Source organism: Pedobacter sp. FW305-3-2-15-E-R2A2, assembly GCF_038446955.1.
Taxonomy (GTDB): Bacteria; Bacteroidota; Bacteroidia; order Sphingobacteriales; family Sphingobacteriaceae; genus Pedobacter.
Map to the genome: position 1 here is coordinate 4,530,909 of NZ_CP151803.1, position 26,018 is coordinate 4,556,926.

The 26,018-nt window shown below is 42.2% G+C and carries 21 protein-coding genes; 9 read left to right on the plus strand and 12 right to left on the minus strand.

What is annotated here, in order from left to right; all coding sequences use genetic code 11:
- The first annotated feature begins 344 nt into the window (after window positions 1-344).
- Window positions 345-2,813, plus strand: a complete 2,469-nt coding sequence (locus AAFF35_RS18235; RefSeq protein WP_342327961.1) for a transglycosylase domain-containing protein — start codon at window positions 345-347, stop codon at window positions 2,811-2,813.
- 231 nt (window positions 2,814-3,044) lie between these two features.
- Window positions 3,045-6,191, plus strand: a complete 3,147-nt coding sequence (locus AAFF35_RS18240; RefSeq protein WP_342327962.1) for a basic secretory protein-like protein — start codon at window positions 3,045-3,047, stop codon at window positions 6,189-6,191.
- 53 nt (window positions 6,192-6,244) lie between these two features.
- Here the strand turns inward: AAFF35_RS18240 and AAFF35_RS18245 are convergent, their stop codons facing one another.
- Window positions 6,245-6,592, minus strand: coding sequence for a GIY-YIG nuclease family protein (locus AAFF35_RS18245; RefSeq protein ID WP_074604468.1), 348 nt, complete (start codon window positions 6,590-6,592; stop codon window positions 6,245-6,247).
- A gap of 134 nt (window positions 6,593-6,726) precedes the next feature.
- Here AAFF35_RS18245 and AAFF35_RS18250 point away from each other — a divergent pair, with 134 nt between their 5' ends.
- The 3 genes from AAFF35_RS18250 to bioD all read left to right on the plus strand — a co-directional run bounded on the left by AAFF35_RS18250 (window position 6,727) and on the right by bioD (window position 9,339).
- Window positions 6,727-7,503, plus strand: a complete 777-nt coding sequence (locus AAFF35_RS18250; protein ID WP_342327965.1) for a LexA family transcriptional regulator — start codon at window positions 6,727-6,729, stop codon at window positions 7,501-7,503.
- 98 nt (window positions 7,504-7,601) lie between these two features.
- Entirely contained in the window at window positions 7,602-8,735 is a 1,134-nt protein-coding gene (locus AAFF35_RS18255) for an 8-amino-7-oxononanoate synthase (protein ID WP_342327966.1), read from the plus strand.
- Window positions 8,728-9,339 (plus strand): dethiobiotin synthase, encoded by a 612-nt coding sequence (gene bioD / locus AAFF35_RS18260; RefSeq protein ID WP_342327967.1) that lies wholly within the window; start codon window positions 8,728-8,730, stop codon window positions 9,337-9,339. The genes AAFF35_RS18255 and bioD overlap by 8 nt, the downstream gene beginning before the upstream one ends.
- Window positions 9,340-9,425: 86 nt before the next feature.
- On the opposite strand, the gene rplT is transcribed toward bioD, so the two are convergent.
- The 8 genes from rplT to AAFF35_RS18300 all read right to left on the minus strand — a co-directional run bounded on the left by rplT (window position 9,426) and on the right by AAFF35_RS18300 (window position 17,509).
- Window positions 9,426-9,770 (minus strand): 50S ribosomal protein L20, encoded by a 345-nt coding sequence (gene rplT, locus AAFF35_RS18265; RefSeq protein WP_342327968.1) that lies wholly within the window; start codon window positions 9,768-9,770, stop codon window positions 9,426-9,428.
- A gap of 74 nt (window positions 9,771-9,844) precedes the next feature.
- Window positions 9,845-10,045: a 50S ribosomal protein L35 gene (gene rpmI / locus AAFF35_RS18270; RefSeq protein WP_041887185.1), complete on the minus strand. Its 201-nt coding sequence runs from the start codon at window positions 10,043-10,045 to the stop codon at window positions 9,845-9,847.
- 26 nt (window positions 10,046-10,071) lie between these two features.
- Window positions 10,072-10,641, minus strand: coding sequence for a translation initiation factor IF-3 (gene infC, locus AAFF35_RS18275; protein WP_008238148.1), 570 nt, complete (start codon window positions 10,639-10,641; stop codon window positions 10,072-10,074).
- A gap of 13 nt (window positions 10,642-10,654) precedes the next feature.
- The gene (gene thrS / locus AAFF35_RS18280; protein WP_342327970.1) at window positions 10,655-12,580 is read right to left on the minus strand and encodes a threonine--tRNA ligase; all 1,926 of its coding nucleotides are present in this window, start codon (window positions 12,578-12,580) and stop codon (window positions 10,655-10,657) included.
- Between the two features lie 174 nt (window positions 12,581-12,754).
- A complete protein-coding gene (locus AAFF35_RS18285) occupies window positions 12,755-13,483 on the minus strand; it encodes a (Fe-S)-binding protein (RefSeq protein ID WP_342327971.1) in 729 nt (242 codons plus the stop codon).
- Between the two features lie 35 nt (window positions 13,484-13,518).
- The gene (locus AAFF35_RS18290; protein WP_342327972.1) at window positions 13,519-14,823 is read right to left on the minus strand and encodes an MFS transporter; all 1,305 of its coding nucleotides are present in this window, start codon (window positions 14,821-14,823) and stop codon (window positions 13,519-13,521) included.
- A gap of 45 nt (window positions 14,824-14,868) precedes the next feature.
- On the minus strand, window positions 14,869-15,579 hold the full coding sequence (locus AAFF35_RS18295) for a head GIN domain-containing protein (RefSeq protein WP_342327973.1): 711 nt from the start codon (window positions 15,577-15,579) through the stop codon (window positions 14,869-14,871).
- Window positions 15,580-15,601: 22 nt separating this feature from the next.
- A complete protein-coding gene (locus tag AAFF35_RS18300) occupies window positions 15,602-17,509 on the minus strand; it encodes an ATP-dependent DNA helicase RecQ (RefSeq protein ID WP_342327974.1) in 1,908 nt (635 codons plus the stop codon).
- A 61-nt stretch (window positions 17,510-17,570) separates the two neighbouring features.
- Between AAFF35_RS18300 and AAFF35_RS18305 the strand changes: the two genes are divergently transcribed.
- Window positions 17,571-20,825 carry an amidohydrolase family protein gene (locus AAFF35_RS18305; RefSeq protein WP_342327975.1) on the plus strand — a complete coding sequence of 1,085 codons (3,255 nt, stop codon included), beginning with the start codon at window positions 17,571-17,573 and terminating at the stop codon, window positions 20,823-20,825.
- A gap of 387 nt (window positions 20,826-21,212) precedes the next feature.
- Here the strand turns inward: AAFF35_RS18305 and AAFF35_RS18310 are convergent, their stop codons facing one another.
- Window positions 21,213-21,833: a hypothetical protein gene (locus AAFF35_RS18310; RefSeq protein ID WP_342327976.1), complete on the minus strand. Its 621-nt coding sequence runs from the start codon at window positions 21,831-21,833 to the stop codon at window positions 21,213-21,215.
- A 26-nt stretch (window positions 21,834-21,859) separates the two neighbouring features.
- A complete protein-coding gene (locus AAFF35_RS18315; protein ID WP_342327977.1) occupies window positions 21,860-23,089 on the minus strand; it encodes an aminoacetone oxidase family FAD-binding enzyme in 1,230 nt (409 codons plus the stop codon).
- Between the two features lie 17 nt (window positions 23,090-23,106).
- Between AAFF35_RS18315 and AAFF35_RS18320 the strand changes: the two genes are divergently transcribed.
- Both AAFF35_RS18320 and purE read left to right on the plus strand, forming a co-directional pair.
- Complete coding sequence (locus tag AAFF35_RS18320; RefSeq protein ID WP_342327978.1) at window positions 23,107-24,246, plus strand: 5-(carboxyamino)imidazole ribonucleotide synthase; 1,140 nt, start codon at window positions 23,107-23,109, stop codon at window positions 24,244-24,246.
- The gene (purE, locus tag AAFF35_RS18325) at window positions 24,246-24,737 is read left to right on the plus strand and encodes a 5-(carboxyamino)imidazole ribonucleotide mutase (RefSeq protein WP_073229193.1); all 492 of its coding nucleotides are present in this window, start codon (window positions 24,246-24,248) and stop codon (window positions 24,735-24,737) included. Before AAFF35_RS18320 ends, purE begins: the two co-directional genes overlap by 1 nt.
- Here purE and AAFF35_RS18330 read toward each other — a convergent pair.
- Window positions 24,734-25,240, minus strand: coding sequence for a YqgE/AlgH family protein (locus AAFF35_RS18330; protein ID WP_342327979.1), 507 nt, complete (start codon window positions 25,238-25,240; stop codon window positions 24,734-24,736). The genes purE and AAFF35_RS18330 overlap by 4 nt on opposite strands.
- A gap of 106 nt (window positions 25,241-25,346) precedes the next feature.
- On the opposite strand from AAFF35_RS18330, the gene pdxH reads away from it, so the two are divergent.
- Window positions 25,347-25,997, plus strand: coding sequence for a pyridoxamine 5'-phosphate oxidase (gene pdxH, locus AAFF35_RS18335; protein ID WP_342327980.1), 651 nt, complete (start codon window positions 25,347-25,349; stop codon window positions 25,995-25,997).
- Window positions 25,998-26,018: the final 21 nt, after the last annotated feature.

The following is a 26,018-nucleotide window of genomic DNA, read 5'->3' on the forward strand; positions in this document are numbered from 1 at the left end:
TTTGCTTTTGGCTGTGTAAAACCCAAAAACAGTTCCAAGACTATCCAAAGTAAATTTGCCATATCCAGTTATATTATTTACGCTAAAATAGTTAAGCCAAATCATTATTCCAATTTTATTTCCCCATCAAACATTCAGCACCACTAAGGGTTACCACTTAACCTTTAGACAGTTGTCAAGCTCCTTTACATCCATTCTTTAAGACTCATGAACCCTGCTTTATTCCCTGGGACCTTTAATTTAAATATAGAATAAAATTTAAGTAAATTAATTACGTTAATTTGTACTGCAAGTTTTAACACAATTTAACACAAACTGTTTTACGTTTTTTTGATCTTTATCCCATGTTTAAAGAAATTCGCAATAAATATATCCGTTATTCAAGCATATTCCTGTTTTGCATTATCATCTTCTTTTGCGCGTTGCAACTCAACTTCTTATGGTTATTTGGTTACTCCCCATCCTATAAAGACATTAAAGCCCCGACCCTTAGTGTAGGCTCTGAGCTCTATACTGCTGATGGAAAACTAATCGGCCGTTATTATAAAGAAAACCGGACTCCGGTAAGTTTCAATGAGATTGCGCCCAGCGTCATCAAAGCATTGGTAGCTACAGAAGATGTTCGTTTCTATAGCCATATGGGGATAGATTTCCGCTCTTTGCTTTCCAGCGGACTCTCCACTGCGACCGGCGATAAACGTGGGGCCAGTACCATCACACAACAGCTTGCCAAAAACCTTTACCGTACCAGATACAACAAATCACAGGGGTTTATTAAACATATTCCTGTCGTCCGTACCATTGTCTCCAAATTAAAGGAATGGATGACTGCGGTAAAACTGGAGTCTAACTATCCTAAGGACGATATCATCACCATGTACCTCAATACCGTGTCCTTTGGAAACAATGCCTATGGCATTAAGACTGCTGCAAGGGTTTATTTTGATAAGCAAACCAATGAGCTGGAAGTTCCGGAATCCGCATTACTTGTGGGCATGCTGAAAGGTACAAGCCTTTATAACCCGATAAAGAACCCTGCTAAGGCGCTGGAACGCAGAAATGTGGCCCTGGCTCAGATGAACAAATACAACTACATCACTGCTGCAGAACTGAACACCTATAAAAACACACCTATTAAACTTAAGGAAGGTCGCGTAGATGAAGGAAGTGATGGTGATTCTTACCTTAGAGCGGCTGTAGACAAGTACCTGGAGAAATGGGCTGACGACAATGACTACGACCTTTACGAAGATGGATTAAAAATCTATACCACCATCGACTCCAAGCTTCAGAAATATGCAGAAGAAGCTGTGGCTGAACAAATGAAAACCATCCAGAGAAGATTCTATAGTGTTTGGGGAAATGAAGATCCTTGGGAAGATTCCGAAAAGAAAAAAGTAGACTACCCGGATCGTGCCATGCGCAAGTTACCGATCTATGCCCTCCTGGAAAAAAAATACAGCAATACACCGGATTCGGTGACTGCCTATTTCAATAAAAAGAAAAAGATGAAAATCTTCACCTGGAAAGGTGACCGCGATACCCTCTTCTCTACCATGGATTCTATCCGTTATTATGGAAAAATCATGAATACCGGAATGATGACGATGGACCCTTTCAGTGGTAAAATCAAAGTCTGGGTTGGTGGGATCGACCATAAGTTCTTTAAATACGACCACGTTAACCAGAGCAAAAGACAGGCGGGATCTACCTTTAAGCCTTTCGCCTACCTTGCGGCATTGCAGGATGGCATGAGCCCATGTGATAAATTCACAGACAAGCCGGTTAAGATCAAATATGAGGAAAATGGCAAAACGGAATACTGGGAGCCTAAAAATGCCGACTGGAATTATAGTTATCGCGAAATGTCACTTCGCTGGGCATTGGGTAAATCAGTAAACACCATTACCGCACAGGTTACAGAAGCCGTTGGCGCAGAAAATGTGGTAAAATGGGCACATGAATGTGGAATAGAAAGTCCGCTGAAATCTGTACCATCCGTAAGCTTAGGTCCAAATGATGTTTCCGTATTTGAAATGGTAAGGGCCTATAGTACCTTTCTGAATGAAGGCGTAAGAACAGAACCGATCCTTGTTGAAAAAATCACCGATCAGGACAATAACATCATAGAAGAGTTTAAAGCGAAAACAAAAAGAGTGCTTTCTGAAGAAATTGCATGGCTGATGCTGTACATGCTCAGAGGGGGAATGGAAGAACCGGGAGGAACCTCACAAGCCCTTTGGGAATGGGACCTCTGGAAAAACAACAATCAGATTGGTGGAAAAACAGGAACCTCATCTGACTATGTAGATGCCTGGTATATGGGCGTTACAAAAGACCTCGTTACCGGTGTTTGGGTAGGATGTGATGAACGGACTGCGCATTTCAAAAACGGAGAAACCGGAGAAGGATCAAGAACAGCCTTACCGATCTTTGCCAAGTTTATGGAAAAAGTGTACCATGACCCAAGTACAGGATATACTTATGGTGCCTTCCCTAAATCAAAAGTAAAAATTACCAGAGAGATCAATTGTCCAAGTCCGAGGATTCGGGTAGACACTGCAGTCTCAGATAGCCTTTCAGTAGATTCGACTGCCCTGGCTACCCCTGCAGTAGAAGAACAGCAACAACCGGTACTGAAGGAAGAAGACATCATAAAAACGGAAGAAAAGAAGGTTCCTGAACCAGCTAAACAGCCTGTTGCTGAAGTTCCCTTAACCAGAAAGGAAAAAAGAGAACTGAGAAAGAAACAGCGGGAAGAAGAGAAAGAAAAAGAACGCATCAAAAAAGAGCAGGAAAAGAACAACCAATAAAAGCAGATATAATAACGATGCCCCGCCCCAAAAGGTCCGGGGCATTTGCTCAAAGCCTCCTGCTCAAATTATTGCCCTGCTGTAGCGTATTCCCTCTCCCAGACGTTCTCCTTGAAATAACTGATGCCAGCCAGTAAACTTAATAAGACAATTTTGCGTAAATTTAAACACAACCAACATAATCACGCTATGAATCTGAGCTCTACTCTCTTTAGACGATTACTCCCTGTTTTGATTATTCTCCTCGTATCTGCAACTGCTGTCCGTGCCCAGGTTTTCGGACAAAACATTGTCAGGTATAAGAATGAGAAATTCAAAGTCTTGCAAACACCTCATTTTGAGATCTATTATTATCTTAAAAATGAGAAACTAATCAAGAAGTTTGCACAGGATGCAGAGACCTGGTACAAAATGCATCAGGAAATTTTCAGAGATACCTTTTTAAGAAAGAACCCAATCATTCTGTACAATAATCACCCGGATTTCCAGACCACAACGGCCCTGAGCGGAGAAATCGGGATTGGTACAGGTGGGGTAACAGAAGCCTTCAAAAATAGGGTAATCATGCCGGTTATGGAACTGAACAACCAAACCCGACATGTGTTGGGACATGAGCTCGTTCACGCCTTTCAATACCATACTTTACTCGAAAAGGATTCTATCGGACTGGAAAGCATTAGCCAGACCCCATTGTGGATGGTCGAAGGGATGGCAGAATACCTTTCCATAGGAAAAGTAGATGCTTTTACCTCCATGTGGATGAGAGATGCACTCCTCAACAGAGATATCCCCTCTTTAAAAGACCTGACCAATTCCAACAAATACTTTCCTTACCGATATGGACAAGCCTTCTGGACCTTTGTAGGTTCCGTTTATGGCGATACCACTATTGTTCCCTTATTCAAGGCCACAGCCAAATACGGTTATGAAAATGGATTGAGATATACCTTCGGATATGATGACCGCACGCTTTCAGGTCTATGGAAAAACGCGATTGAAGCCCATTACCGTCCGATGTTAAAGCCGGACAGCTCACAGGTAAAAATTACAGGAACCAAAGTGATAGACAATAAAAATGCAGGAAATATGAATGTGGCCCCGGCAATCAGCCCGGATGGTCAATACCTCGCCTTTTTATCGGAGAAAGACCTCTTTGGAATCGATCTCTTCCTCGCGGAAGCAAAGACGGGAAAGATCATCCGAAAGCTCAGCAGTCAGGTCTCCAACTCCCATATCGACGATTTTAACTTCCTGGAATCTGCAGGCGCCTGGTCGCCGGACAGTAAACAATTTGCTTTCAGTATCTTCAGCAAAGGAAGAAACCAGTTGATGATCATTGATGTGGCGACAGGAAAGGTAAACCTTCGTGCGCCAATGGGCGAAGTAACTCAGTTTGGAAACTTGTCATGGGCCGCCAATGGCGATGACATTGCCTTTTCCGGTATGGTGGAAGGCCAGAGTGACATCTTCTCTTACAACCTAAAAACAAAACAGGTGACTCAGATTACCAACGACAATTATTCTGATTATGCGCCGAATTATGCTCCGGATGGAAAGAAGATCGTCTTCTCTTCTGATAGGGCTTCGATGTCTCAAAATGCCAATACCGCCGTTCATCCGATCAACCTGACGGTCTATGATATCGAAAGTAAAACCCTGACTGATGTCCCGGTATTTGCTGGTGCGAACAATTTAAATGCACAGTTCTCCGGCGATAGCAAAAGGATTTTCTTCCTTTCCAACAGAGATGGTTTCAGAAACATGTATGAGTATAACCTTTCTGATCAAAAGGTAAAACAGCTGACAGACTATTTTACAGGGATCAGCGGGATCACGGAATTCTCACCGGCAATGTCCGTTTCCAGAAATGACGATATTGTGTACAGTTATTACCGTTCACAACGCTATACCTTATACAACGCTCCACTGAGCAACTTCAGGTCAAAAGTCGTAGATGCAAACGAGGTGAATTTTGATGCTGCAGTCCTCCCTCCTATGGAGAACCTGGGTGTGGACATCGTCAACTCCAACCTTGCGAATTTTGAACGTTTTGAAAAAACAACAACAGACTCCATGAGACTGGTTCCTTACAAACCTAAGTTCAAACTGGATTATCTGGCCAATAGTGGTGGAGTAGGTGTTTCTACAAGTCGTTTTGGTACAGGTGTGCAAGGTGGTATTTCCGGACGTTTCAGTGATATTCTTGGGAAGAATCAAATCATTGCGAACCTTGCCATCAATGGGGAGATCTATGATTTCGGTGGTTTGGTAGGTTACATTAACCAGTCGAGCAGAATCAATTGGGGCGCAGCCATTTCCCATTCCCCATATGTATCAGGTTTCAGAGATGTAGTGGCTGAACAACTGGATGGCCGCAACGGAAAAGTTAACGTATTCAATGACCGCACAAATATCATCCGTACTTTTGAAGAGCAAGCGCAGGTATTTGGTGCTTATCCATTTAATAAAGTACACCGCTTTGAATTGGGTGGTGCTTTCTCCCGCTATAGCTATCGCGTAGACCGCTTCAGCAATTATTATGAAGACCTTGGTGGCGGCATCAGCGGAGGTTATCTTGGATCAGATAAAAGTAAAGTTCCTACTGCACAAGCTTCCAGAGAGCTGGGTTTTTCACTGAATTCATTTACAATTATGCAGGCCAATGCCTCCTTTGTTGGCGACAACTCCATTATGGGTATTACCTCTCCTCTGGATGGATTCAGGTACCGTGTGGGTGTAGAGCAATATTTTGGTGATTATAAATTTTACGCCCTATCTCTGGATGCCAGAAAGTATGTTCGCCTGAAACCATTTACCATTGCTGCCAGAACTTTCAACTACATGAGAATCGGTAAAGATGGAGAAAGACTTTATCCTTTATTTATCGGGTATCCTTATTTCATCAGAGGTTATGAAGCGAATTCATTCTATAAAAGCCGTAATTCCACGAGTGGAGATTTTGACATTAACCAATTGTCAGGAAATAAAGTGGCCGTTTTCAATTTTGAAGTCCGTCTGCCTTTTACAGGTCCTAAGAAGTTAGCGCAAATCCCTTCTAAGTTCCTGTTTACAGACCTTAACTTTTTCTTTGATGCAGGATTAGCCTGGAATCAAGGCAATAAGATCGTATTTAAAAGTCAGCCAACCTACACTACTCAACCTGGAATAGATGCCCAGGGAAATCCGAAAGTAGATGCGGCAGGCGAGCCCATTCTGGAACAGGTAACCAATGAGCGCGTCCCTGCGATCAGTTTTGGTGTATCCTTAAGGGTCAATGTATTTGGTTATTTTGTACTGGAACCGTATTACGCGTTCCCACTACAACGTAAAGACGTTAAAGCCGGTGTATTTGGGTTAACCTTTGCTCCAGGCTGGTAAAATCATTTGAACGGAACACCCCGGCAAACGGTTGGGGTGTCCCGGTTCAAAATCTATGATAGAATAAAGGGAAGATTCACCTGGTTCATCAGTTTCTTACTGCTGATGATATGTTCAAAATCCAATCCGATCGTCAGATCAATCCAATCCGGATTACAAGCCCTTACCATCCGCTCCTTCTGCATCCTGGTAAATCTGCTGATGACTTTAAATCTGCTCAATGCCTGCGCTTCAGTCTTGAACTCTTCGAAATAAACCAATCTGGTCAGCTGCTCGCCGCAATCAAAAAATAAACTAGGCATCTGCTTATAAAAATCAAGCGTCTTAATTAAATCAGAACTCATTCCAACATGTAAACTCTTGCGGTTTCTATCAGTTACGATATATACAAATTTCTTCATGACTAAAGGATTAAATGATATAAACTAATTTAGTTAGTACAGCTATTTGGTATTCGAATAAATATTACTAACTTTATTGGTACAATAATACTAACAATATTAGTAAAAACAAATAAATATTAAACTTTTATTTTATGTCAAATATTTCCTCCAACCTGAAATACCTAAGAAAGAAAAAAAGCCACACACAGCAGCAATTCGCTGATGCCATGGGTATTAAGAGATCGCTCATCGGAGCGTACGAAGAAGACAGGGCTGAGCCTAAATATGATTTGCTAAAAAAAATAGCAGAATATTTTGACCTCACGATAGATGAGTTTATTAACGAAAATATAAACGATAACTGGAAACCCAAGCCAAAAAGCCAGGGTTCAAACCTTAGAATTCTCAGCATTTCTGTAGATAAGGACGACAAGGAGAACATAGAAATGGTGCCAGTGAAGGCAAGTGCCGGTTATCTGAATGGGTTCTCTGATCCGGAATACATCAAGGACCTGCCTAAGTTTCAGCTCCCGCTCCCTTTCTTAAAACAGGGAACTTTCAGGGCTTTTGAAATTTTAGGAGATTCCATGCTGCCGATCCAGTCGGGAAGTATCATCCTTGCGGAATACCTGGACAACTGGAATGATGTAAAAACCGGAGAAACCTATATCATCATCAGCAAAAACGAAGGCGTAGTTTATAAGAGAGCAGGAAACCGCTTTAAAGAAAACAAAGAATTGAAGCTGATCTCTGACAATAAGGTCTATGATCCTTATACCATTGCTTCAGATGAAATTCTGGAAATATGGAAAGCCAAAGCTTTTATCTCTTCCACGCTTCCTGACCCTACACCGGAGCCTTCTATTGAGACGCTGAGCAGTATGATGGCACAAATGCAGAAATCAATCTCGCAACTCAACAAAAACTAAGGAGGAATACATCAGCTTAACCAACCGGAAACGGTGATTTGTCATAAAATCAAAATAAAGAAAGCAGGTTCCTCCTGCTTTCTTTATTTTTGAATCCTATGAACAAAGCAGCGCAGTTTATACAAGAGCGGTTACAGGCTAGAGCGGATAACGGATCATTGAGAAAACTATCCAGACTCCATTTGCCAGTCGACTTTTGCTCTAACGACTATCTGGGTCTCTCCAGGTCAACCGCACTGAAGGAACGTATAGAAAACCTACTCCTGCAAATTCCCGATCTGACCACCGGCTCGGGTGGCTCCAGGTTACTCAGCGGAAACCATGTCTTTACAGAAGAAACAGAGGCGATGATCGCCGAATTCCACCATGCCGAAAGCGGTTTAATCTTCAACTCCGGTTACGATGCCAATGTTGGCCTGATTTCGAGCCTGGCACAGCGTGGAGACACCATCATCTCTGATGAACTCATTCATGCCAGTCTGATCGACGGAGCCCGCCTGAGCCATGCCAGCAGGTATACCTTCCAACACAATGACCTGGCAGCACTGGAAGCCAAACTGAAACTGGCTACGGGTAATATATATGTGCTCGTAGAAAGTGTTTATTCTATGGATGGTGACCTTGCTCCATTAACAGCCATCAATGCCTGCTGTAAGCGCTACGGTGCAAACCTGATTGTCGATGAAGCACATGCCTTAGGCATTTTCGGAAAGCATGGAAAAGGAAGGGTTCAGGAGCTCGGACTGGAACAGGAAGTATTTGCCAGGGTAGTGACCTTTGGAAAAGCTTTAGGTTGTCACGGGGCAATTGTACTTGGAAGCCCTGTCCTACGCGAATACCTCATTAATTTTGCCAGATCCTTTATCTATACCACCGCTGCACCCCTGCATACCATAGTCAGCATTCATGCCGCCTATCAATTACTCTCAGAAACAGACCATACGCCCATCATTACCGAAAGGATCACACAATATACCCTGGCTATGGAAACTGCTGGAATAACGAATACACCAAGCGAAAGCAGCATCCAAACCATACTTTACAACAGTGGTGTCAAAGCAAAATTTGCGGCAGAAAGCCTTCAGCAAAAAGGACTGGATGTCCGTCCAATATTAAGCCCGACTGTCCCTAAAGGAAGCGAGCGACTAAGGATCTGCCTTCATACTTATAATACCAATGAAGAAATTCAAACCCTGATCAGTCAGCTGGTCTTATTAAAACAACATGAATAAAACTTATTTTATCACCGGAATCGGAACAGGTATCGGAAAAACAATAGTGAGTGCGATCCTGACGGAAAAGCTACAGGCGGATTACTGGAAACCCATTCAATCCGGAGACCTGGACAATAGCGACAGCCTGTTGGTAGCACAACTCATCAGCAACCAGAAAACGGTCATCCATCCGGAACAGTTCAAACTTACCCAGCCTCTCTCTCCTCATTTATCCGCCAGGATCGATGGCATACAGCTGACAACAGCAGCAATAAAAGCTCCGGCAACCACAAATCATTTGGTGATTGAAGGTGCAGGTGGCCTCATGGTTCCCATCAACGAACAGGAACTGATCCTCGACCTGATTAAAAGCTTAAATGCAAAAGTGATGGTCGTTTCCCAGAACTACCTGGGCAGCATTAACCATACCCTTCTTACCCTGGAAGTACTGAAATCAAGGGGAATCGAAGTAGAAGGCCTTATTTTCAATGGCCCTGCCAATGAAGAATCGGAGCGTTACATTACCACGTATTCCGGCGTCTCCATCCTGGGAAGAATTCCTCAACTGGAAAACCTGGATAAGGAAAACGTGCAAAAAGCCGGAGAACACCTCCGCTTCTAATAAAAAATATTTTCTAACAAAAAATACCGCGCATAAAAAAAGGGAGCTAATTGCTCCCTTTTTCTTTATTAAAATGATCTTACGATCTATTTTACTGCATCAATTACAGCTTTGAAAGCTTCAGGATGGTTCATTGCTAAGTCAGCTAAAACTTTACGGTTTAAACCGATGTTTTTAGCAGCTAATTTACCGATCAGTTGAGAGTAAGAAACACCGTGTTGACGTGCTCCAGCGTTGATACGTTGAATCCATAATCCACGGAATTCTCTTTTCTTAACTTTACGGTCACGGTATGCATATTGCAAACCTTTTTCAACCGTGTTTTTAGCAATGGTGAAAACCTTACTTCTTGATCCCCAATAGCCTTTGGCCATATTAAGGACTTTTTTCCTTCTTCTTCTCGAAGCTACTGCGTTTACCGAACGTGGCATAGTGTGTTGTTTTTTGATAAACGGTGTTGCGTATTACAGCAAACTTACTACCGGGTACCTGGTTAAAAATTTAATTATTTACCGATGGCAAGCATACGCTTAACGTTGCCCATATCAGCTGCGGACACCATTGAAGTGTGACCCAAATTACGCTTACGTTTAGTCGACATCTTAGTTAAGATGTGGCTTTTGTAGGCATTCTTCCTTGCGATTTTACCTGTTCCAGTAAGCGAAAAACGCTTTTTAGCACTGGAATTGGTTTTCATTTTTGGCATAACCTGTGTTTATTTATGTAATTTATTTATTTTTTAGCAACTTTTGGAGCCAGCGTTAAAAACATACGCTTGCCCTCTAACTTAGGTAATAACTCCACTTTACCGATATCTTCCAGCGCCTGTGCAAATTTCAGTAAGAGAATCTCTCCCTGCTCTTTGTAAACAATTGCTCTACCTTTAAAGTGTACGTAAGCCCTAACCTTCTCCCCGTTCTCCAGGAAACTAACCGCGTGTTTCAGTTTGAACTGAAAATCGTGATCGTTGGTATTAGGACCAAAACGGATCTCCTTAATTACGGTCTGTTTTGCGTTTGCTTTAATCTCTTTCTGCTTTTTCTTCTGCTCGTAAACAAACTTACTGTAATCAATGATCCTACATACCGGAGGCACTGCATTTGGAGAAATCTCAACCAGATCCAATTCCAATTCGTCGGCAAGGGCTAAAGCTTTTGCCAAAGGATAGATCCCCGGTTCAACATTATCTCCAGCTAATCTAACCTCCTGAGCTCTGATAAACTGATTAATATTATGTTCTGCTTCTTTTTTCTTAAAAGGAGGACGTGGTCCCCTGTTAAATCCTGGTCTGCCTAATGCCAAATTTATATACTATTTAAATTGTTATTTCTTTGATTAATAATTCACTAAACTCCTGCTGAGTCATTTCTCCTAAATCTCCCTCACCATGTTTACGCACTGACACCTTTCCTTCTGCCATCTCTTTTTCACCGATAATCAGCATATAAGGTATTTTTTTAACCTCTGCGTCTCTGATTTTCCGTCCGATTTTTTCATCCCGAAAGTCAATCAAACCGCGAATATCGGAATTATTTAGTTCATCTGAAACTTTTTTCGCATAATCTTCATATTTTTCAGAGATCGGCAGAATGATAAACTGTTCAGGTGAAAGCCATAATGGGAAATTACCTGCGCAATGCTCAATCAATACCGCGATAAAACGTTCCAGGGAACCAAATGGGGCCCTATGGATCATCACCGGACGGTGTTTTAAGTTGTCGCTGCCAGTATATTCCAGTTCAAAACGCTCCGGTAAATTGTAGTCCACCTGAATTGTTCCCAACTGCCATTTTCTTCCCAAAGCATCTTTCACCATAAAGTCTAACTTCGGACCATAGAATGCCGCTTCACCATATTCTACTACAGTAGGTAAACCTTTTTCTGCAGCAGCCTCGATGATCGCCGATTCGGCCAGATGCCAGTTTTCATCAGAACCAATGTATTTCGATTTGTTCTCTGCGTCTCTTAAAGATACCTGTGCAATGTAATCGTTGAAACCCAAAGATTTAAACACATACAATACCAGATCAATCACTTTCTTGAACTCTTCTTTTACCTGGTCCGGGCGACAGAATAAATGGGCATCATCCTGAGTAAAGCCACGAACTCTTGTCAGCCCGTGAAGCTCGCCGCTCTGCTCATAACGATATACTGTTCCAAACTCTGCAAAACGCAAAGGAAGGTCTTTATAAGAACGTGGTTTAACTTTATAAATCTCACAATGGTGAGGACAGTTCATCGGTTTAAGGAAAAACTCTTCTCCCTCCTGCGGAGTTTTGATCGGCTGAAAAGCATCTTTACCATATTTCTCATAGTGACCTGAAGTAATGTACAAGTTCTTGTGACCAATATGAGGAGTAACGACTTGTTCGTACCCTGCTTTACCTTGTGCTTTAGTTAAAAACTGAACCAGACGTTCACGCAATGCAGCACCTTTAGGTAACCACAATGGCAAGCCCATCCCTACTTTCTCAGAGAAAGCAAATAATTCCAGTTCCTTACCTAATTTACGGTGATCTCTTTTCTTTGCCTCTTCAATCATATGAAGGTACTCAGTCAGCTCACTTGCCTTAGGGAAAGTAACCCCATAAATACGGGTTAACTGTTTTTTTGTTTCATCACCACGCCAGTAAGCACCAGCCACGTTCATCAGTTTCACCGCTTTAACAAAACCGGTATTTGGAATGTGTGGCCCACGACAAAGGTCAGTAAACTGTCCCTGGTTATAGAAAGTGATTTTTCCATCTTCCAGACCTTCTAAAAGGTCCAGCTTGTACTCATCGCCTTTTTCTGTAAAATATTGGATTGCATCCGCTTTAGAAACGCTTTCCCGAACAAAAACTTCTTTCTGTTTGGCCAGTTCTAAAATCTTGGCTTCAATTGCCTTGAAATCATCTGATGAAAACTCTCTGTCGCCAAAATCTACATCATAATAGAAACCGGTTTCAATTGCAGGACCTATACCGAATTTTGTACCCGGATATAAAGCCTCCAATGCCTCTGCCATAATGTGCGCAGAAGAATGCCAGAAAGTAGCTTTACCAGCTGCATCATTCCAGGTTAACAACTTCACAGAAGCATCCCCTTCAATCGCTCTTGAAGAATCCCAGATCTCACCGTTAACTTCGGCTGCTAAAACGTTGCGCGCTAATCCCTCTGAAATAGAGAGTGCAATTTGATGGGCAGTTGTGCCCTTTTCGTACTGACGACTGGAGCCGTCAGGTAATGTAATGTTAATCATCTACAACTATGATTTTAGTGAATTAATTGATTTATAAACATTTACAATAACTTTTATTTTACGTGTAATAAAATATTACTGCAAACAACTTGAGATGCTCTCATCGTCTAACAGCAAATATAAGGTTTATAGTTCAATATTTCTCCGGGTTATTCAGGTAATGCCCGCCTAAAACTAATATTCTAACCATCCGTTCGCTAAAACATCAGCCAAATGCATTGTTTTTAAAGGAATGTTATTTTTATCGATATATCCCTGTAAATGCATCAGACAGGAAAGGTCGGTGGAAATCACGTACTCCGCTCCCTGTTCCAGCGCATTGTTTACCTTTTGCTCCGCCATAGCAGAAGAAATGGCATCGAATTTCACGGAAAACGTACCACCAAAACCGCAGCACATATCGGTATCTTTCATTTCTACCATTTCCAGACCATGAACTTTAGACAATAATAGTCTGGGCTCTTCTTTGATCTTACATTCCCTCAGTCCGCTGCAGGAATCATGATAAACGGCTTTTCCTTCCAACTCTGCGCCGAAATAATCTCTTTTCAGCACATTGACCAGAAAATCCGAAAGTTCAAATATATTGGATTGTATATTTCTGCATTTATTATGGACAATGGTATTGGTAAACAAATCACTGAACCCATTCTTTACCATCCCTACACAGGAAGCCGAAGGGGCTACAATATAATCTGTTTCTGAAAAATCGCTCAGGAATTTCGTTCCCGTTTCTTTCGCCTGTTCCCAGTATCCCGCGTTATAAGCCGGCTGCCCGCAACAAGTCTGGGCAGAATTATAAAACACCTCACAACCCGCCTTCTCTAATAGCTTTATCGTATTAAATGCTGTCTCAGGATATAACTGATCAACAAAGCAAGGAACAAATAATTCTATTTTCATGTGTATCTATTGGTCTTATTAAAAATGTATGATGGTTAACCTTTAACCATTTTTGGTGCTACTTTCCTAAGCAGTAGCAAAAATATCAATCCTAAAACAAAAAACGAGGCCAATGCAAGAACAGAATTCCGCATACTTCCTGTTTGTTCCTCAATATAAGCAAAACTAAAAAGTCCGATCACTACTGCCAGTTTTTCTGTTACATCATAAAAGCTGAAAAATGAAGCCGTATCGGGTGTATTTTCAGGAATAAATTTGGAATATGTAGACCTGGATAAAGATTGGATCCCTCCCATAATCAGGCCAACAACTGCGGCCAATCCATAAAACTCATATTCATTGGTAATGAAATAAGCATAGATGCAGGTCATCACCCAGATGCCTACCACCAGGATCAGCACACTCACATTCCCAATCCTTTTTGCCAGTTTAGACATCCATATTGCACCCAGAATGGCTACCAGCTGAATAATCAGGATCACCGCTATTAATTTTGAGGTACCCAGGTGTAAAGTTTTCTCTCCAAATCCGGCCGCCGCCAGCATCACTGTCTGCACCCCCATAGAATAAAAGAAAAAGGCAATCAGAAAGCGCTTCATCACTTTCATACTTTTCAACTGCCGCCATACTTTTACCAGTTCCCCGAAACCACTATGCACTACATTTTTGTTAATTGCCGTATAATCAGGACTCCCCGCCGGCAATCTGTTAAAAGAAATCTGCGCAAAACCAATCCACCAGATCCCCACCAAAAGAAAAGAGAGCCTTGCAGGTAGTGAACCATCAGTGATGCCAAAAAGTTCAGGTTTCAGGACAAAAACAAAACAAATGAGCTGTAGCAAGACACTACCCACATAGCCATAGGCATAACCTTGAGCGCTAACCCGGTCCTGCTGATCTTTTGTCGCAATCTCGGGCAGGTAAGAATTGTTGAACAACACCCCACCGATATAACCCATTGCAGCAATGATGAAACAAACAATTCCCAGCTCCAGCGTTTCCAGTTTAAAGAAAAACAATCCCATACAGGCAATACCGCCAATATAGGTGAAGATCTTCATGAAGATTTTTTTATTCCCTCTGTAATCTGCTGTGGCCGATAAAATGGGCAACAGGATCACCATAATCAGATAAGCCAGGGAAAGTGCATAATTCGATAAAGCCGTATTTGTAAACTTAAGCCCAAAGAAAGTCACCTGATCCCCATGAGCCGCCGTCGTGGTGATAATCGTATAATAAGCAGGAAAGATAGTGGAAGTGATGACTAAATTATAAGAAGAATTTGCCCAGTCAAAGAAGGCCCATGACTGGATAACTTTCTTGTCGTTTTTTTGTTCCATGTATTAAATAAGGCGACTAAAATAGCTAAAAAACGGCAATTACGGCTAATTTACTTTCTCCAGCTTAGCAGCACCTGATTTTTTCTCCTCCACATTCTTTGGATTTCCTTTATAATAAATTTCACTCGATCCCGAGGTCTTCACTTTCAAATCATTCAATACATTGATGTTTGCTTTTCCTGTTCCATCAACGGTAATGTCATAGATGCCTGCAATAAAATCAAAGGCTTCCACTTTAGAGGTTCCGCTTGTTTTTAACACATGGGTTCCCGTTTGGCCAGTCAATGTCAATTTACCCACACCATCAATTTTTGTGGTCACCTTGCTCGCACTGATGTTTAATTTCACTTCAGAACTACCACTCAGGTCCATTTTCAGGTCTTTCACATATACAGGGCCTTCACCAATCACCCGTACCATTCCACTGGTATGGAGTTCCGTCAGCTCGCCAATCCCCGCATAAACCACAACAGAATCTGTTCCGCAATAGCTGCCATCTTCCAGTTTAAGCTCCAGTTCAGATCCACTTACCCTCGACCTGATGTGGCTCATTACATTTGAATCTGCCTGAATCTTCACATTATAGCTGCTATCCTGTGTCAAAACCAACTTAATTGTTCCGCTCACTTTGATTTTATCATAGCTTTTCAGCTCCACCACTTTACTCGTCTGAATTCCGGAATCTTTCACACATTCAGCCGTACATCCTGCCAATAAAACAGGGAAAGCGAGCACAATAAGGTTTAATTTCTTCATAGGTATATTGATTTGTTGCAATTTAAAGATAATAGTTTTTACCGTCAGTTTTAATTTTTCCGGCATCCAGCAATTCGCGGATGCGTTCCAGCTTTTGATTTTCAGTGCCGGATTTGAGGCCCGTTATCAGGTCTTCGATCGTTTGTGTCTGCGTTTGCAAGAGTTTCATCAGCTCAAAGTCGATGCGGTCTGACAACAGGTCGAGATCATCCTCTTTCTTTTCCGCCAGACAAACATCACAAACGCCACATTTGTCGGCATTAGGTTCATCGAAATACCTCAACAACTGCACATTCCGGCATTCGGCGTTCCCCGTATAGGCCAATACCGCATTGATCTGATCCAATTGAATCTTTTTTCTCAGTTTGATGTATTTTACATCGATATCCATATGGACAAAATCAACCCTCGGGCGAATATATTGTAGCTGAGGCTGATCAGATTGCGGCAAATAAGACAACAATCCCTGTTCTTCCAGGTTGCTGATCATCTTCCTTGCCGTACTAAAGGACAATCCTACTTTTTTAGCAATCTCATTTTCCTCAATTTTCACATATTGATCAAATGCCCCTCCATAAGACCTTAAAATTGCCTTTATCAAGGGGTCATATCCTGCATTTTCAATTTGAAAACGATACACATCTTCATGCGAAGCCGTAAACAACACCCGGGAGGGTAAAAAGATATTTTCCGACAAAGTCAGATAGCCATCATGTTCTAAAAACTTCAGGGCAGCCATGGTTTTGATGACTCCAACATTAAACCGCTTACAAAAATCGGCAAGGTCAAAATTAAAGGTCAACCCCTCTCCTGCACCAAAAGCCAGCTGGAAATAATTACCGAGGTAATGGTATGTTTTTTTAATGTCCTCTACCGTTGGAAAATGATCCGCATATTTGGCCTTTAAGGCCACCTGATCAGATTTATTGGCCAGCAACACCGCATAGGCCTTTTGTTCGTCCCTTCCGGCACGACCTGCCTCCTGGTAATAGGCTTCCAGACTCTCCGGCAAATCCAGGTGAACCACAAAACGCACATCCGCTTTATCGATTCCCATTCCGAAGGCATTGGTAGCCACCATCACCCTGATCTTATTCTTTTTCCAGTCTTCCTGCTTCCGGAAACGTTCTTCTCTTGGTATGCCCGCATGATAGAAATCCGCAGCAATCTGGTTTCTCATCAGGAAAGAAGCCACTTCTGCGGTCTCTCTTCTATTGCGAACATAAACCAGTCCTGTTCCTTTCACATTCCTGACGATATCGATCAGCTTTTTATACTTATCTTCTTTATCCAGCACCACATAACTCAGATTCTTACGTTCAAAACTCTGAACAAATACTTTGGGCGCGGTAAATTTTAATTTTTCGATGATGTCTGCACGTACAAACTGAGTTGCAGTAGCAGTAAGTGCCAATACCGGCACTTTAGGGTGGATGTCCCTGATCTCCGCAATCTGCTGATAAGGAGGCCTGAAATCATAACCCCATTGTGAAATACAATGCGCTTCATCCACGGCAATCAGGTTTACGTTCATATAGGAAATCCGAACCCGCACTATTTCTGATAATAATCGTTCCGGCGACAAGTATAAAAACTTTATTTTTCCATAAATGCAATTGTCGAGCAGGATGTCGATTTCTCTTTTTCCCATTCCTGCATAAATTGCGACCGCCTCAATTCCTTTCGCTTTCAGGTTTTCGACCTGATCTTTCATCAGGGCAATCAGCGGGGAAATGACAATGCATATCCCTTCCTTTACCAATGCAGGTATCTGAAAGCAAAGGGATTTCCCTCCTCCAGTGGGCAGCAATGCCAGGGTATCATGGCCATTTAAAACGGAACTGATAATGTCTGACTGTAATGGTCTGAAAGAATCAAATCCCCAGTATCTTTTTAGTATCTCGGCTTCACTCATAAAAAGGTTACTCATCAAAACTATAAAAATGAACTGATATTATTAAATTGCGGGCTAATTTATACGACACTCCGCTATGAAGAAAACATTACTTCCCCTATTTTTCCTGCTCATTTTTCATTCCGCATTTTCTCAGGAAAAGAGTTCCCAGGAAAAGAAATGGGACATCGAAAAATACCAGGGTCCTACAAAAAATTTCAGTATAGATACTGATGAAGGCACCTGGATGAACCTTGATGTTAGCGGGGATGGTAAAGATATTGTTTTTGATCTGTTGGGTGACATTTACAGCATGCCCATTACAGGAGGCTCCGCGGTCTTACTTAGCGGAGGCATTGCCTGGGACATTCAGCCCCGTTTCAGCCCAAATGGCAAATACATTTCCTATACAAGCGATAAGAATGGTGCAGACAACATCTGGATCATGAACCGCGATGGTTCCAATAAAAGACAGGTAACTAAAGAAACCTTCCGCCTGTTGAATAACGCCACCTGGATGCCAAACAGTGAATACCTGGTCGCCAGAAAACACTTTACCGGTTCACGTTCACTGGGTGCAGGAGAAATGTGGATGTATAGTATTTATGGTGGTGAAGGGGTTCAGCTGACCAAGAGAAAAAATGACCAGCAGGATGCCGGAGAGCCCAACATCAGTCCGAACGGCAGGTATCTTTATTTCAGTGAAGATATGGCACCGGGACCAAATTTCGAATATAGTAAAGATCCAAATGGATTGATCTATGCTATCCGTCAGCTGGATATGACCACGGGAAAGCTCAGCAACCTGATTGCACAACAAGGTGGCGCCGCAAGACCACAAATATCTCCGGATGGTAAAATGATGGCTTATGTAAAACGTGTCCGCTTAAAATCGGTCATGTATGTTCAAAATTTACGCACCGGCGAGGAATGGCCGATTTATGAAGACCTTTCTCACGACCAGCAGGAAACCTGGGCCATCTTTGGTGTTTATCCGAACTACGCCTGGATTCCGGATGGCAAAGGACTGGTGTTCTATGCCAAAGGGAAAATCAAAAAAGTAGACCTTGCCTCACTCACGGCAAACGAGATTCCATTCCGCGTAAACAGTAGCCAGACTGTTCAGCAAGCCCTGCATTTTCCACACAACGTCTACAGCAATGAGTTCGATGTAAAAATGATCCGTCAGCTGACTACTTCTGCCGACGGAAAAATGGTCGTTTTCAATGCAGCCGGATTTCTATATAAAAAGGAATTGCCCAACGGAACTCCGGAAAGGGTAAGCAATGGCATCGACTTCGAATTTGAACCTAAAATCAGTAATGATGGAAAATATGTGATTTATACCACCTGGAATGATGAGCTAAAAGGAGCCATTAAAAGAACAGACCTGAAATCAGGAAAAACCATTAGCCTAACCGACGAAAAAGGCTTCTACTACTCTCCTTCTTATTCCAATAAAGGCGATAAAATTATTTTCAGAAAAGGCATCGGAAATGATGTGCTTGGCTATGCCTATGGCAGAGGAACGGGCATCTTTATCATGCCGGCCAATGGCGGTGCAAAGACCCTGGTTTCTGATAACGGGATTAAACCACAATTCAATACCGACGATACCCGCATCTATTTCCAGGGAAATGAAGGCGGAAAAAGAGCCTTTAAAAGTGTCGACCTGAATGGCGGAAATGAAAGAACACACTATACTTCTACTTATGTAACTCAGTTTACACCAAGTCCAGATGGCAAGTGGATGGCTTTTACCGAATTATTTAATGTATACATCACCCCAATGGTAACCGTTGGAACTCCTCTGGAACTTTCTTCCACCAACAAATCGATTCCATTGACCAGGGTTACGGCCGATGGCGGGACTTATATCCACTGGAGCAATGACAGTCAGAAGCTCTTCTGGACCTTAGGGGAACAATATTTCAGCAGAGAGATCAGCAGCGCCTTTAACTTCACAGATGCAGGAAATCAAGCTGTTCGAAAACCGGATACCGCAGGTCTTTCCATAGGATTGAAACTTAAAAGCGATGCACCCACTGGATTACTTGCTTTAAAAGGAGCAAGAATCGTAACCATGAAGGGCGATGACGTGATTGAAGAAGGGACCATCCTGATCGAAAACAATAAAATCATTGCCATCGGAAGGGCATCAGAAATGACCATTCCAGATCAGGCCAGGGTAATTGACGTGACCGGAAAAACCATTATGCCAGGAATCGTAGATGTACACGCGCATTTAAGAACCAGTCCGGATGGGATTTCACCACAGCAGGACTGGTCGTACATGGCCAACCTCGCCTTTGGCGTAACCACCTCACATGATCCTTCTTCGAATACGGAAATGGTGTTCAGTCAGGCGGAAATGTTAAAAGCAGGAAGAATGGTCGGCCCGCGCTTATATTCTACAGGTTCCATCTTATACGGAGCAGACGGAGATTTTAAAGTCGTGATCAATAGCCTTGACGATGCCCTTTCTCACCTCAAAAGGTTAAAAGCAGTAGGTGCATTTTCGGTAAAATCATACAACCAGCCTAGAAGAGAGCAACGTCAGCAAATCCTGGAAGCAGCCAGACAATTAAAAATGGAAGTTGTACCGGAAGGAGGATCTACCTTTTTTACCAATATGAATATGGTGGCCGACGGACATACCGGAATTGAACACAGCATTCCTATGGCACCGGTCTATAAAGATGTAACGTCTTTCTGGAACAATACCAGTGTCGCCTATACACCGACCTTAATTGTAAGTTATGGCAGCCAGTGGGGCGAAAATTACTGGTATGACCGTACCAATGTATGGGAAAATGAAAGGCTCATGGCCTTTACCCCACGCGCCATCATTGATGCCCGTGCCAGAAGAAGAACAACTTCAGAATATGGAGATTACGGACATATCGAAGTAGCCAAAGCCGTTAGACAAATTGCAGATGGCGGAACAAAAGTAAATCTGGGTGCCCATGGACAGATTCAGGGATTGGGTGCACACTGGGAATTGTGGATGCTGGTACAAGGAGGAATGACTCCTTTACAGGCGATCCGTAGTGCCACCTTAAACGGTGCGGCATACCTGGGTATGGATAAAGAAATCGGTTCATTGGAAACGGGTAAACTGGCGGATCTTATTGTGATGGATGCGAACCCTTTAAATGACATTAGAAATTCTGAAAAGATTAAATATGTAGTCATCAATGGCAGAATCTATGATAGCCTTTCTATGAATGAAATTGGTAGCCGTGAAAAATTACGTGGCAAGCTTTGGTTTGAAATGGGTAAGGGAATGATTTATAGCTTTCCAACCGGAATTGCAGAAACATGGACCTATACCATTCCTAACTGCGATTAAGTGAACTTAGAGAGAACGGCTGTATGGTATTAAGCTGTTCTTTAAAAAAAGAGCATATTCTTCAAAGACTGAAATCTTTTGCACGCTGAAGGGCGACAAAATCTTTCCAGGTCTTTTCAGAACATGCTCTTTTTTTTTGAAATATTACACGATATATTACTCCGGCACAGGCGAAATCTCGACCCGTCCAGACCTATCCTTATTTTACTTTACTCCTATTTTTAGGCATCATGCGATGGTGCGATACTTGTTTTAAATAAAAATGTCCATTTGCTTTGAAGACATTCGAATATTTGCCCTTCAGCAAAGATTCGGGGATGAAAAGGAGATGGACATTTTTATTTATTACCTTTTTGGAGCAGAAATATTTTTAGACACCTTGACTGATCAATACAGGTCATTTGAATAAGGCACAAAGTCCTGCAATTTTGGTAGGGGACGAACTTTAATGATTTTCCTGTTCTTCGTTCCTTTTTGCTCCGGATCATCATATTCCACCGTTTCCAGGTAAACGCCTGTAGACAGGTTAAAGTCTGCAAAACTTACACCCAGGGGATTCATAGTTCTGTAATTGTACCCGATCAATTCAAAATTCCCATTTTGATGGCGGAATTTATGTATGAAGTATCCTCTGATCAACTGGCAGTACAGATCAATCACTCCCCTTTTGATGGTTACTTTAGAAAAGCCATATCCGTCCCTGTATCCGTCTTTTCCATTGGGATGTTGTTCATTAATTGCTTTATCAGTGCGGATATTCAGTTGATATCCTCCACCTTTTTTAGCAAAAAATATTTCCAGACGATAAGGAGAAGTATCCGCGGTAGTATCCTGAGTAACGACTACAGAATCTGGCAGCAAATCTTTATTTAAATCTCCTTTAGCGATAGAAACCACGACATTAAAATTCTCCTGCGCCAGAGCCTTAACAGAAGAAATAACTAAAGAAAACAGGATAAGCACCACTAAAAGACAAACAGTTTTGATCATTTTATTATACTTATCCATCGTGTTGTTTCTTTTATTTTATGGTATTAAATATTTTGAGCGATCACATAACCATTTGCCCAGGCCCATTGAAAATTATATCCACCAAGCCATCCTGTTACATCGACGCATTCCCCGCCAAAAAATAAGCCCGGAATACGTTTACATTCCAGCGTTTTTGACGACAACTCGTTCGTATCAATTCCTCCACGCATCACTTCCGCTTTATCGTAACCCTTATCGCCTGCAGGTTTTACTTTAAACAGGTGGATGGTTTTTTGGATGAGTTCCAGTTCAGTTTTTGTCAGCGAGGCCACCTGTTTTTCAATCGGCAGGAATTTCGCCATGGCATCGGTAAATTTCTTAGGATAGATCCGGTTAAACAGCGTCGATAACATCAGTTTGCCATTCGACTTGCGTTCTTCTTCGATCAGCTCCAATATGTTTTGTCTGGGCAGCAGATCAATATTGATCTCCTCTCCTCTTTTCCAGTAGGAAGAGATTTGCAGGATCGCAGGTCCACTCAGCCCCCAGTGTGTAAACAAGATGTTTTCTTCGAAAGAGATTCTGTCGTTGCTCACTTCGCAGAAAACCGAATTTCCGGATAGCTGTGCATACCAGTCTTCGTCTTTTCCGGTGATGGTTAAAGGAACCAGTGCCGGTGCGGTTTCGATGATCTTCAAATCGTGTTTTCGGGCAAAGCGCAAGGCAAAATCTGTAGCGCCCATTTTGGGGATCGGCAATCCACCTGTGGCAATCACCAACTTTGGTGCTTTTAAACTGCGCGATTTATTTCCTTTATCAAAGCGAACCTCAAATCCGGCCGCTGTCTGTTCTATTTCATTGACCTGTGCATCACAGATGATCTGCTGGCCAAAGTCCTCACAAATATTGGTAAATGCCGCTACGATGTCTTTTGCATTCTTTCCATCAGGAAAAAGTTGCCCCAATGTTTTCTCTTTTCCTGAGATTCCGTAAGTTTCAAAAAAGCTGATCGTATCTTCTACCGTCCATTGGGTAAATGCAGATTTAGAAAAGTGTTTGTTATTGGAAATGAACTGTTCATCAGTCGCAAACAGATTGGTATAGTTGCACCTGCCTCCACCGGAAATCAGAATTTTCGCTCCTGGTTTATCGCTTTTCTCCAACAATATTACCCTTTTCCCTAAATAGCCCGCTTGAACCGCACACATCAAACCGCAAGCCCCGGCGCCAATAATTATAGCATCTACATCCATCAATCCGTTTATATTGTTATTTTTGTGCAAAATAAGCATAACTTTTTCATATCGATATGGCAAAACAAATAAGTGATTTAAAATTAGGCATATTAGGTGGCGGACAATTGGGCAGGATGTTGATACAAGAGGCCATCAATTATAATTTAACCACTTTAATTTTAGATCCGGATACAGACGCTCCATGTAAACACCTCGCAAACTACTTTGAATGTGGTTCTATCACTGACTTCGACACCGTATATAACTTCGGAAAAAAAGCAGACATCATTACTATTGAAATAGAAAAGGTAAATATTGAAGCGTTGGAACAACTGGAAAAAGAAGGCAAACAGGTTTATCCGCAATCCAGGGTGATCCGTTTGATTCAGGACAAGGGTGTTCAGAAACAATTTTTTAAAGAAAACAACATTCCTACTGCGCCATTCCAACTGGTAAATACCAAAGAAGACATGCGCAACAGTCATTTTCCATTTCCTTACATGCTGAAACAGCGTAAAGATGGTTATGATGGTAAAGGGGTAATGAAAATAAATAACCTGGCAGATATCGACAATGCTTTTGATGCTCCATGTTTAATCGAACAACTGGTAGATTTCGAGAAAGAAGTAGCCATCATTGTTTCCAGAAATCCTAACGGAGATGTGAAAACATTTCCAATGGTAGAGATGGAATTCAATGCAGAAGCAAATCTTGTAGAATTCCTGATTTCTCCCTCTACTTACCCTGTTGCTATTCAGCAGAAAGCAGAGACCATTGCTAAAAACATTGCTTCCTCACTAAATATCACCGGATTGCTGGCCGTAGAAATGTTCGTCACCAAAAACGGAGATATCCTGGTGAATGAGCTTGCTCCACGTCCACACAATAGCGGACACCAGACGATTGAAGGAAACTATGTTTCTCAATTTGACCAGCATTTACGTGCGATCTTCAACCTTCCTTTAGGGGATACCCGCACGATCAACAATGCCGTTATGATCAATCTTCTTGGAGAAAAGAACCACAATGGTGTGGCGAAATATCAGGGATTAGAAAAGATCATGGCCATTGACGGGGTCTACGTACACCTTTATGGCAAAAAATACACCAAGCCTTTCCGCAAAATGGGTCACATTACCATTGTAGACATCAACCGCGAGAAAGCAATTGAAAAAGCCAATTACATCAAAAATACACTAAAAGTTATTTCCTAATGAGCATACAAGTAGGCATTATTATGGGCAGCAAGTCTGACCTTCCTATCATGAAAGACGCAGCCGATATCCTAAAAGAATTCGATATCCAATTTGAAATGACCGTTGTGTCTGCTCACCGGACTCCGGAAAGAATGTTTGAATACGCAAAAAATGCAGCATCAAGAGGGTTAAAAGTGATCATTGCCGGCGCAGGTGGTGCAGCACATTTACCTGGAATGGTGGCTTCGATCACGACCTTACCGGTGATTGGTGTTCCTGTAAAATCATCCAACTCTATTGACGGATGGGATTCTATCCTTTCTATTCTTCAAATGCCAAATGGCATTCCTGTAGCTACTGTTGCACTAAATGCAGCAAAAAATGCAGGTTTACTAGCTGCGCAGATTCTGGCTACAGCAAGCCCGGAGCTTTCTGCTAAAATGCAGGCTTACAAAGACGATCTGAAGAAAAAGATTGAAGAAAGCGCGATAGATCTTGAAAATTATTAATTAAGATTAGGATCCAGGGGGAAATTACTCACATGGGCGTATTTAGGTCCAAGGTTGATGATCACTTCCTTCCAAAGTTCCTCTTCATTGTTAGAGAATACCACATCAGCCTGAAACTGATCGGACACAATCCAGGTATTCTCTTTCATTTCATTCTTTAGCTGAGGGCCCGACCAACCGGAATACCCGATAAAGAACTTGATGTCGGCCGCCTTAATGCTATGGTTATTGATCAAAACCTTTAAAGTCTCAAAATTACCACCCCAACATACCCCTTTGGCAATCTCCTCCCCATCTGTGATCAGGTCATGGCGTCTGTGGATAAAATGAATGGTGTCTATCGCTACCGGTCCACCCAGATAAACCGGGAAATCATCACCGGTGAAGTCAGGCACTAAATCATTGAGCAGCAAAGTACTGCGTTGATTCAGGATGAAACCTACGGTTCCCTCCTCCTGGTGCTCGGTAAGAAAAACTACAGAACGCTTAAAATTAGGATCCATTAAGAATGGTTCTGAAATTAATAATTTACCTGCTGATGGCTCTAATCGACTTAACATTTCGGAAATTTAGCGATAAAATTAAATAAACTAAAACCTATTTTTGTACATGGAGCTGAATAAAGAAAATCTACAGAATTTAAGACAGGAATACCGCTCAGCAGAACTAGCCGAAACTGATGTGGAAAGTAACCCTATCCTGCAATTTAAAAAATGGTTTACCGAAGCCGTAGACGCACAAATCTTTGAACCCAATGTCATGACACTCGCTACCGCGAATTCCGATGGCAAGCCCTCGGCACGCATCGTTTTGCTGAAAGGTTTTGACAAAGATGGTTTTGTCTTCTTCACGAATTACGACAGTGACAAAGGAAAAGATCTGGCGGAAAACCCGCAGGCTTCACTCGTATTTTTCTGGGCGGAACTGGAAAGACAAGTTCGAATTGATGGTGTGGTGAGTAAAATTGATGCGGAAGAATCTACCGCCTATTTTCATTCCCGACCGACAGGAAGTCAGATTGGTGCTTCGGCCTCTCCGCAAAGCAGCGTCATTCCGAACCGGGAATCCCTGGAAGAGAAAGTCGCACAGCTGAGTACGGAATATAAAGACAAAGAAATTCCGCGTCCGCTTCATTGGGGAGGATACCTGGTAGAACCGACACATATTGAATTCTGGCAAGGCAGACCGAGCAGGCTGCACGACCGTTTGAACTACCAGTTGGTGGATGGTTCATGGATTATCAATAGATTAGCACCATAATAATTGATTACCATAAAAAAA